This is a genomic window from Paenibacillus sp. P4_A7, from assembly GCF_056402455.1.
Map to the genome: position 1 here is coordinate 1 of NZ_JBFUHJ010000167.1, position 10,782 is coordinate 10,782.

Here is a 10,782-nt window from a genome sequence, read left to right on the forward strand (position 1 = left end):
GAGTCTAGAGCTTATTACTAGCATCGAAAATAATCAATCCGGCAAGCAGGTCTATATTTTCGATGAAATTGGGAATCTTATTTTCCCAACCAAAACTAAAACCGACAAGCAACATCAACCGTTGCTCACGATGCTCTCCAAACAATTAAGAGAGAAGACGACACTTACTTCCGGAGAGATAAAGCTAGAGGATCAGTCCACGTTGATTAGTACCAATCATTCAAGCTACTTGGGCTGGACAACTGTTGTTGCGGATGACGGCATTTCCTTGAAGCATAATCTAAAGCGTTACCGGTCTATCCTTTTTATTATTAGTTTTTTAACCTTATTAATTGTACTGATTATCTACTATTTTGCTATAAGAAACTTAATGAAGCCGTTAAAAAAACTTACTAAAACAGTAAAGTCAGTGAGTTTGGACAACTTATCGTTTAATACTAGCACTGATAAACGTTTTGAGTATAACGAACTGATTATGTTAAACCGTTCATTCGAAAACATGATAGATAAGCTTAAACAGTCTATCAATACCGAATATGAATCCCGAATTAGGGAAATAGAAGCCAATTACTCAGCTCTTCAGGCACAAATTAATCCTCACTTTCTATTTAATACACTTAACGTGATTGCCGTCCATTGCGAAGAAACAGACTCGATGATTGCAGCGGACATGTGTTACCGGCTTTCGGAGATGATGAGATACAGCGTCTCCTCCACGGTTACCGATGCATCATTAGCGGACGAGAGTAAATATTCCGTTTATTACCTGGAGTTAATGAAGCTTCATTATGATAACAGCTTATTTTATGAAATGGATATACCCGAACAGATGTTCATACTTCGATTTCCCAAATTATCGTTGCAACCCTTCGTAGAAAATGCGATTAATCACGGGTTTGATAAAAGTCTGCCACCTTGGAGAATTATCATTTCAGGACAATTCAAAAGTACATCCGATTGGGAAATCCTTATCCAGGATAATGGCTCTGGCTTTGATCCTGCCGTATTGCTTGATCTCAATCAGAATCTATCCACCTACCAAACTAATTTTATTGAAGGCAAGCTATTAAAAAATCTTCAAATATCCGGTATGGGCATGCTTAATACATTTGTCCGATTAGTCATTCATTTCGGAGAAGGATTTTATTTTACCGTGTCAAATTTGGAGGAGCATGGCTGCCGGATTTGTTTCGGTGTTAAGGAGATTTCAGCCGAGGAGGTAAAGGATTCATGATCAACGTCATCGTCGCAGAAGACAAGCACCCTATCTTAAGAAATATAGTAAAAAAAATCAATAGCTATAGCCCAAACATACAGGTTATTGGCGAAGCTACCGATGGTTTAACCGCACTAGAACTGTGTATTAACTTGAAGCCTCATATCGTATTTACGGATATCAGAATGCCAGGAATTGATGGTCTGCATCTTATTACACAATTAAAAAAGGCAAATCCTAATACAATATTCATCATTATTAGCGGTTTTAATGATTTTGAATATGCAAGAGAGGCTATGCGCCTTGGGGTAACGGAATTTCTCTTAAAGCCTGTTACCCAGCAAGCGATTGACGCTATATTAGACAAGGTAACTCCGTTCATTCATTCCAACCATATGGCAGAAGAACAGCAGTTTATATCCGACTTACTTAGGGGACGGAGTTATCAGACGATAAGTAAATATGAGTCGCCAGAAGATAGAACCTATTTCATTCTCGTCCTTTGTGCCGGCTCCATATCCAGGTTTTTTATCGAACTATCTAATCCTGCCTATGACTTCTGGCTTCAAACTAATTTGGCTAGTTTCCTAGCAAAGCACGCAAATGGGCAATTTGAGGATTTTTGGGTTTTTGACGGCGAGGCAATGAATGAAATGATTGTTGTTATTAGCTGCAGTCAGAGGGGCTCTATCAATTTCACATCTCTTTATGAGGCTTTTCTTTCCGAGTTCGGACTATCAAATCAATGCTTTACCTTTGCGGTCAGCAAGCGAATTGCGAAGCTGTCGGAGTTAAGACTAGAATATCAGCTAAGTAGAATCATTCTAGACAAAAATGCTGTTTTCGGTCAATCAAGTCTCCTGTTTGTTAAGGATTTTTCTTTGAACGCTCAACCTAAAATAGAATTTGAAAAAGCTTTTGACAAACAGAAGTTAATTGCTTTCATAAAGAACAAAAAGAAAGAATTTTTTCTCAATGAGATCCAAGCAATCTTTGACCGATGGGAACAGCTTAATTATACACAGAGTGCGGTGGAGCTGTATTTATCCCAAATTTTATATGAAGCCTCTCACGCTTGTTTAGACCATCCGATTATAACTAGCGATCTAAAATTAGAGCTTGATGAAGTTATCTCAATCTCCAGAGACTATCGGTCGTTGCTTAAAAACGCAGCATTCATTTTCGAAAATTTCTTTCATTCCCCCAAAGGTTCAGAGCCTATTGCAGGGTCCGTTAAATTGATTATCGATAAAGTAGATACCTACTTCAGAGATCATTTATCTGAGGAAATCACGATTGCTGACGTTGCAGAAATGGTTAACTTCAACGTTTCTTTCTTGAGCCGTGAATTCAAAAAGTACAAAGGCTCTGCCCCCATCGAGTATTTAACTCAACTGAGGATCGAAAAAGCTAAGCTACTAATTATGGACACCTCCAACATCAAATTCAAAGATATCGCGGCAATGGTAGGATACAATAATCAATATTATTTCAGCAAAGTATTTAAACTCATAACAGGATTAACTCCTACGGAATTTAAGTGCTTGCCAAACCCAGATAATCGTTCGAATCATTGAATAGGCCTCATCTTTATTAGAGAAAAACAAGAGAGATAGTTCACTGCTAACGTATGAAAAACATACGCGGCAAATGAACTACCTCCCTAATTCCGGATCAAACCGGCAGTAGTAACTCTTACAAATTTATTATCGTACGAAAAACTCTCCTGTTAACGGTACGTCGCCCGAGTTAGGCCCGACCATCACCTCAAATTTACCCGGTTCCACAACCCAATCATGGCTTCTAGTAAGTGTACGGAGTTGTCTGTATCCCAGTGTCAGCGTGATGCGCTTTGTTTCGCCTATTTCAAGGTGCATTCGCTTAAACCCTGCAAGCTCCTTGACTGGTCTGACTGTGCTGCTGAATTCATCCCTAATATAAAGCTGAGCAACTTCCTCACCTGCGACATTTCCCGTATTAGTAACGTTAAACGATACATCTACCGTTCCATCCGGAGCAATTTCCTTTGCTGAAATGTCAAGATCCGAATACGCAAATGTTGTGTAACTCAGACCAAACCCAAATGGGTACAGTGGCAGCCAGTCCATTTCAACATATTTATGTCCATAGAATGGTGTGCGGTTATAGTATACAGGTAGCTGACCAACCGATCTCGGGAAAGACATCGGAAGGCGACCAGCAGGATTGACATCTCCGAAAATAACTTCTGCAATGGCATTTCCGCCCTGCTCACCAACAAACCATGCCTCTATAATCGCGTGTAGATGCTCTGCTTCCCATGTGATCGACATCGGACGACCATTTTGGAGAACAAGAACAACAGGCGTTCCCGTTTCATAAATTCTTTTGACGAGTTCAAGTTGTCTGCCCGGAAGATTAAGGTCCGCTCTGTCCAGGTTCTCTCCACTAGTCTGATCGTTGTCACCCACCGCAACAATTGCAACATCAGCTTCTTGTGCAGCTTTAACCGCTGCGTCCATATAGTCGTTACCAAGGCTGTAACCGAGGATTACTCTTACTCCTCGTGAATCATTGAGATACTCAACCTTAACGTCGTACTCTTCGCCTTCAACAAATTTAAACGCAACCATCTGATTGGAATCAAGGTCACCCCAACCATCAACAAGCATCGTACCGTCGATCCACAAACGCATGCTGTCCATACTGCTGAGTCCAATATAACCTTCAACTGTCTCGTCCGGTTTAATTTTTCCTGTCCAACGAACGGTGAAGTTATCGTAGTTTACACCATCAGCAGGTTTTGTGTAAATCCAGTTGAAGTTAATCTGCTTGTCATTTCTTACACAAACAGGCTCTCCCTCAAAAGAAAGTGAATTGTAGTACTCACCTACAAGTCCGTCGTTGCCATCATTGTCCTTGAGCCATTTGCCCGGTATAGTCATCAGGTCCGACTCCAAAATCTCACAGCCTTTGGCATAGATAACTTCGGTCTTGTCCGAAACGATGTTTTGGATACCGTTCAAAAGCGTAACCGCATACTCAGGCACAACAGGGCTGCTGTAATCTCCGTAACGGGGAACATCCGCGCTTGGTCCGATCACTGCAATCTTGCCGATGTCTCTTTTGAGAGGAAGCGTATTTTTGCTGTTTTTCAACAGGGTGATCGACTTTCTTGCTACTTCGAGAGCTGTCTGCACATGCTCCTCACTGTGAACCACTTTCGAAGAAAGCTCGATATCAGTATATGGATTTTCAAAAATGCCTACTGTAAATTTAACGGTAAGAATGCGCCCTGCGGCTGTGTCGATAAGCTTCTCGTCCACCTCGCCTGATTTTACAAGGTCAATAAGGTTATCCTGGTATACATCATGCGGAAAGTCGTATAATTGCATGTCAACGCCGGCTTCAAGACCCATTTTGATAGCTGTGCGATCGTTTTCAGCAACAAAATGCATCGTATGTAGCATGGAGACAGCCGTCATGTCCGCTCGTACGAAACCCTTCATGCCCCACTTGTCGCGAAGTACACCAGTAAGCAACGAATGGTCGCTAGCGACAGGAGTACCATCAATGGAGTTGTAAGAACACATCGTATTCATTGCACCCGCTTCGAAGGCAGCCTCAAACACAGGCAGACAGTAGAAAGCATTGTCATGTTGCCCCATCATAGCCGGAGCACAATTGTGTCCTCCTCTAGGAGCGCCGTATCCTGTAAAATGTTTCGGTTCCGACACTACGGCATCGGGTCTTGTAAGGTCATCGGTTTGAAGTCCTTTTACGATATTCTCCGCGAATTGAGCCCCCAGATATGGATCCTCTCCGTATCCTTCTTCCACTCGTCCCCACCGGATTTCCCTAGCTAGATCGAGAACAGGTGCCCAAACCTCATGAATACCAAAGCTGCGCGCTTCGGAAGCGATAACTCTCGCTTGTTTATATCCGAGTTCAGGCTCAAAGGTTGCTGCGAGTGCAACCTGCTGAGGGAGCACTGTACAACCTTTCCAACCAAAACCGTGAAGTCCCTCTTCACTAAAAAGTACCGGAATCCCCCATCTTGAATTTTGGATGATATACTCCTGAATTTTATTAGCAGTCTCTGCTTTGGAATTTCGGTTTTGGATGCAACCGATTCCAATTCCTGCAGATACCTTTTCCATTTTTTCATAGTTAAGCAAATCTGCATTTAAGCCTTCTACTGAATCGGAAATTTCATTTCCAGAATAAATATCAAGCTGTCTTACCTTTTCTTCAAGAGACATTCTCGATAAAAGGTCCGCAACTCTTTCTTCAATAGACAAGCTCTTATTCATATACGGGTAATCTTGCAAGTCTTTTCTTGTGCTCATAGTTTTCTCCTTTTAGCATTCTAGGTGCTTTACTCTTTCATTTGCCTAATTTATAGAATGATCATTAGCACTCAAGTTTATTGAGTGCTAAGTTATTATATTACAATATTGGTAATGAGGTAAAGTAGAGTAAAGTGAGTAAAAGAATACGTGCATTCTTTTTAATCTAGATGGCTGAATATAACTAGGAAATTATTCCCCTTACATGGAATATTCACCTTCATGAAGTCGTATCTCCATACAACAAGCCTCCTTTACATTACCACTATACGAAGACTTGGGATTGTCCTAGTCTCATCACAGTAACATATTGGAGGCTTGTTATGATATTTTCTAACTATGCACTCTTTTTACATTAGGATCTCGTTCTTAACAACGAGCCGGCAACGTCGCCATGCTCCAGCTCGCCCTACTGGAAGCTCTCGCTCGCTTTGATCAGACCGATCGTACCGATCGATATCAAGTCCTCCAGGTCCTCACATCACACGATTAAGAAACAAAGTCGAATTGATGACCAGACTATCATCAGGCCAAGTTCGTGTCAGAATCCGCCACCCTTGCTTTTTCAACTGGGATTCATCAACCGCTTCGTACATGATTCGCTTCATTCCCTCAGCTGTACGAACAGCTACTAGAGAATCTGGGGATGTGCGACTAATTTGTTTCAGCACCCCCAGCTTATCTCTAACGAGACTAGCTACAAAAATCCTGTTATAAGAGCTATAATCGAACTCAGATCCATTCGCCATTACGACATTCACTTTAGTCTCTAAGCCCATGCGCTCGAGCAAAAAGCTTGATGCATCATAGGCCACAGAATCAATTTCCAGGCAGGTAACCTCCACATCACCGATTAAATGCAGAATAATAGGACTTAGCGGCATCGGCCCACTTCCAACAAAGACAATCCGCGACTTCTCCGTCTGACCATCCTGTCGAGTGATCCGACGGAGAGTCGACAGCTCTTCACTAACCAAGGCCATATAAATGTTCCAGTAAGACAACCTTCGAACGCTATCCAAGACCGAATCCTCTGATTTGCAAATGTGAAGAGAATCACCTAACTCTACTAAAAATTCGGCTTCTGACAACTTATCCTGCAAATTTCGTTGGTTCACTCGAATATACTCGTTGCTTAGAACCGCCTGTACCTCCTCCGGTAAGTAGTGCGAACGTAATTGAATTGAAAGACGTCTAATGATGTTCGTAACCAATTGATTAGCAGGAGACAGATCTACTTCTTTTTGAAGAAGTTCATTTACTTCACGGATAAAAATGATAAAGTTGTCAACCATTTGCATTCTTGTCGTGTTGCCTGCAAGTATAATAGAACCAGAAGAATAAACCTCCATTTACCCAATTCCTCCTTCATATCCGATTTCTTACTACGAAATATATTCATACGGTCAAGGTTGTAGACGAAGATTGGGACGTGGCCTACTAGCAGGATAATGAACAAAACTCCTCAGCAAATGATTTAGCAATCACTAAATTTAGGGATATCCGTTTGCCTAACGCTTCTGAAAACTGCAAAAAACGCCACCTTGATCAAGGCGGCGCTTCGCAATTACTTCTTCACCTTATAAAACTCATGATACAAACTTCATCAACGCCCGCTTCTCTATCCTCGACACATAGCTCCGACTAACTTAGATAACCAATCTCATCAATAATGAACAGCTTGTATTTGTCTGTTAGCGAACAGATATTCCCTTAAAGCTAGTTTTTGAATATACATTTCACTTTCTAGCGAGCCTGATTAACGGTTGCGAATACTGTTTTTACATTTTGTCAATATCGCCCTCCAGCTGCATATAAGACAATGGAATGGAGCGTGAATATAGCGTAGAAGGATGGTGATATTCGCACTAATATATTTGTAAGCGTATTCTTTTTTATGAAAAGAAAAAATTTGAGAAAGGTGGGCTACTGTGAGAATTTCGTTTAAATGGGTACATGGTAATTTATTGTCAAAGTCAATTCATATCGGACTCTCTTTATTATTAGTCTTAAGTGTGCTGCCGTTAATGTCGCAACCGTTACAGATTGCGCAGGCTTCCCCTGCAGAGACGGGAACACCGGGCGGTGTAAACAAAAATATAAAACTGTGGCTGAATGCCGATTCGAGCAACGTTACTGCAGCTGCAAATCAAGAAATAAGCAGATGGGAGGATAGCAGTGGCTATGGCAATCATTTTATTAATGACGGAACGATTACGGCTATAGCTAATCGGCCTAAGCCGCAATATGTAACCTCGCATGAAGGACTCAATTATCAGCCTGCAGTACAATTTGTACGAAGCGGAGGCAGCATTCTTCAAGACAGCGACGGTATTTTCGGTAATATGGAGGAGATCGACTCAGCTAATGTTTTTCTGGTATCCGGCGGGGCTCCATCGATAGCCAACTCTTCGGTATTCTCCGAATCACTGACATCAGGTTCCTTCAATGCGCATATTCCTCATACATCTGGCTCAACAAGCGGTAAAGGCACCATATTTTGGGACGCAGGAACAATGCACAACGGCACAGGAATCCCACGCGCACAAGCTGTTAATCAGGTTCTTCCTTCTGAATACAATCTGTGGGGTCTTCATTTTGATGCCAATCCGACGGTCTCACAATCCGTCTACCAATCTATCTATCGCAATGGAACAGCCGTTCTGCAATCGACATCTCCTCGTCTGCCTATAATAGGAAAATCAAACGGCGAAATGTCTCTCGGATCGGCAGCGGGGGGAGGATCAGGCTACAACGGACTCGTAAGTGAGTTAATCGTCTACGCCTCTCCGCTAACAGAAATTGAACGAAGGCAGGTTGATTCGTACTTAGCTATCAAATACGGTCTTTCACTAGAATCCGGCAGCTACTTATCTGCAGGCAACGCGCCTATGAGCGTGTGGGATTCAACTGTTAACGCAGGATTCACAAATCATATCGCAGGTATTGCAACGGATCAAGAAGGCGCACTCAGCCTTGCCCAGAGCCGCAGCAGCAATGGAGCGTCAGGCGAACAAATTATCGTCACTGCAGTCCAGCCTTTATCCGACAAGCAATATTTATTGTGGGGAGATAACGGTGACACTGGTCCGAGTATTCCTTATGGGAACGGCTACTTGCGTTTGGCTCGCACATGGAAAGCTCAAAACACAAACAACACAGGCCAAGTTCAAATCGCTGTGCCACAAAGTATGGTTCCGCTTGGCGGCGTTCTGATCGCGAGCTATGACAGCAGCTTTGCAAATGGAAGCACTGCAATACTTTCTCCCATTACACTGCATGGCAATTCCTATTATGCTGCTACTATCTCTTTAGCAAACGAAATATATTTCACTTTCGCTGAGATGCTGCCTGAGACTCAGCTATCATCACTAGAGATATGGAATGGCGGTGTTCAAATACCTATGAATATGACCTTTGATCCAAATGAGACAAGCGGCTATTCAGCTATTGTGACGCATGACACAAGCAGTATAAGGCTTAACTCAACAACAAGCTCTGCAGCTAGTGTCACAATCGAGCTGTCTAACTATGAAAATATCAATACAGTGATAGCCGATGCAGCCAATATACCTTTGCTGCCTGGCGTTAATCGATTGTCCATCCTGCTCGATAACGGCAATGGATCAACGAACAAGTACAGCATGGAAATCATTCGCGCGCTTGCGATTGAGCCAAACGGCAAACTTATTTTGCATGCAGGCAGTGTTACAGCAAGCAGTTTTCAACCTAATACGACCTTCGTTCCAACTAACGTAGTTGACGGCATTTGGGGCGAGGATGAAGCTTCCATGGAGAGCCGTTGGTCGGCATCAGGGAGTGGTCAATGGCTCCAATTCGACCTTGGCCAGCCTCAAACAATCACTTATGCACAAATCGCATTTCTAAATGCCAGAGAGCGCAACTCCAGCTTTGAGCTCCTGGCTTCCAATGACAGCAGCTTCATGCAAAGCACAATCGTGATGGAGAAACGTGACAGCAGATCGCTTCAGCCAAACGATTCCATTATGCAGCCTTACGTTGCTGAACAGCCTGTACCCGCTCGCTATTTGCGGTTAGTCGGCTATGGGAACAATGCCAGCGGCAGTAGCGCGACTTGGAACAGTATGATGGAAATGGAGCTGTATATCGGCACGCCTCCAGAAATTGATGAGCTTGATGAACCAGGAGGACCTCCTCAAGCGGGAGATCATGATGAGGACGATTTCCCATTGCCGGATATGACGCTCATAAAGGTCAGTACAGCACCCGAATTGCAGCAGGCACTTGATCAGGCAGTGCCTGGTACGAACATCGAGCTTCAGAACGGCCAATATGAGCAGTCTGGACCATTCGTTATTTTGAATAAGAATGGCAGCTCTTCCCTCCCTATAAAGATTACCTCCGCAGAAATTGGCGGAGCGGTAATAAGCGGAGACAGCTACTTTCATATCGAAGGCTCCAGCTATATTGAGGTTTCAGGTCTTATATTCAACAATGGGATCGGCTCCGCAGCAGGCGCGCAGTCGTTAATTGATCGCGGTCTGGGGCACCGGGCGTTGACCGGCGTTCATCCTGGCGTACAGTTGTACAGCAGCAGCTATACCTCCATCATGCGCAATACATTTGCGCTCAATGACACCGGACAGCCGTATCAATTCACCTCGGATGAAGGCAGTGTCTGGTGCTTGATCGGCATAGAAGGAAGCTGCAGAATAAGCGGTTCCGAATACAACGCCGATGCTCCAGTCTATACGGGAGATACGCCTTATACGAACGATACATTGCTCATCTCCAATGGAACGCATCGCCATTTTATTCGTGTCGAGGGTGTCAGCAGTCATAATCGAATCAGCTATAATGAAATCGGCCCTAAACGCGGATTTGGAGCAGTTGTCATTTATGACGGCGCCGGTCATAGCGGCGACTCCATTTCTCAATACGACATTATTGAGTACAACTACTTTCACAGCATAGGTCCGCGTGTCAGCAACGGTCTGGAAGCGATCCGCCTTGGACTTTCGAGTCTGTCTTTAAATTCCGGCTTCGTCACGATTCAATACAATTTATTCGACGGCTTGAACGGTGAGGATGAGATCATTTCGGTCAAAAGCAGCGATAACATCGTGCGGTATAATACGATTTTGAATTCTTACGGTGGTATCGTGTCGCGCCACGGCAATCGCAACAGCTTTTACGGCAACTTCATTATCGGCCCAAGGACGGACAATTGAGAACAAGTTTTCCGATATCAACGCC

At 43.4% G+C, this 10,782-nt stretch carries 5 protein-coding genes and 1 pseudogene; 3 read left to right on the plus strand and 3 right to left on the minus strand.

Going from position 1 to position 10,782, the window contains the following annotated elements; translation table 11 throughout:
* Together AC1DWN_RS18795 and AC1DWN_RS18800 are read left to right on the plus strand one after the other, a co-directional pair.
* Positions 1 to 1,234, plus strand: a 1,234-nt coding sequence (locus AC1DWN_RS18795; RefSeq protein WP_477560435.1) for a sensor histidine kinase, incomplete at its 5' end; no start/stop codon positions are given.
* Positions 1,231 to 2,793, plus strand: a complete 1,563-nt coding sequence (locus AC1DWN_RS18800) for a response regulator transcription factor (RefSeq protein ID WP_477560436.1) — start codon at positions 1,231 to 1,233, stop codon at positions 2,791 to 2,793. The genes AC1DWN_RS18795 and AC1DWN_RS18800, both read left to right, overlap by 4 nt.
* A 129-nt stretch (positions 2,794 to 2,922) precedes the next feature.
* Here AC1DWN_RS18800 and AC1DWN_RS18805 read toward each other — a convergent pair whose 3' ends face one another.
* The 3 genes and pseudogenes from AC1DWN_RS18805 to AC1DWN_RS18815 all read right to left on the minus strand — a co-directional run bounded on the left by AC1DWN_RS18805 (position 2,923) and on the right by AC1DWN_RS18815 (position 6,896).
* On the minus strand, positions 2,923 to 5,544 hold the full coding sequence (locus tag AC1DWN_RS18805; RefSeq protein ID WP_477560437.1) for a glycoside hydrolase family 3 protein: 2,622 nt from the start codon (positions 5,542 to 5,544) through the stop codon (positions 2,923 to 2,925).
* A gap of 353 nt (positions 5,545 to 5,897) precedes the next feature.
* A pseudogene (locus AC1DWN_RS18810) lies at positions 5,898 to 6,022 on the minus strand (RNA polymerase subunit sigma-70); the annotation flags it as partial.
* Entirely contained in the window at positions 6,021 to 6,896 is an 876-nt protein-coding gene (locus AC1DWN_RS18815; RefSeq protein WP_477560438.1) for a nicotianamine synthase family protein, read from the minus strand. The gene AC1DWN_RS18815 and the pseudogene AC1DWN_RS18810, both read right to left, overlap by 2 nt.
* 579 nt (positions 6,897 to 7,475) lie before the next feature.
* On the opposite strand from AC1DWN_RS18815, the gene AC1DWN_RS18820 reads away from it, so the two are divergent.
* Complete coding sequence (locus tag AC1DWN_RS18820) at positions 7,476 to 10,757, plus strand: chondroitinase-B domain-containing protein (protein WP_477560439.1); 3,282 nt, start codon at positions 7,476 to 7,478, stop codon at positions 10,755 to 10,757.
* Positions 10,758 to 10,782 lie beyond the last annotated feature (25 nt).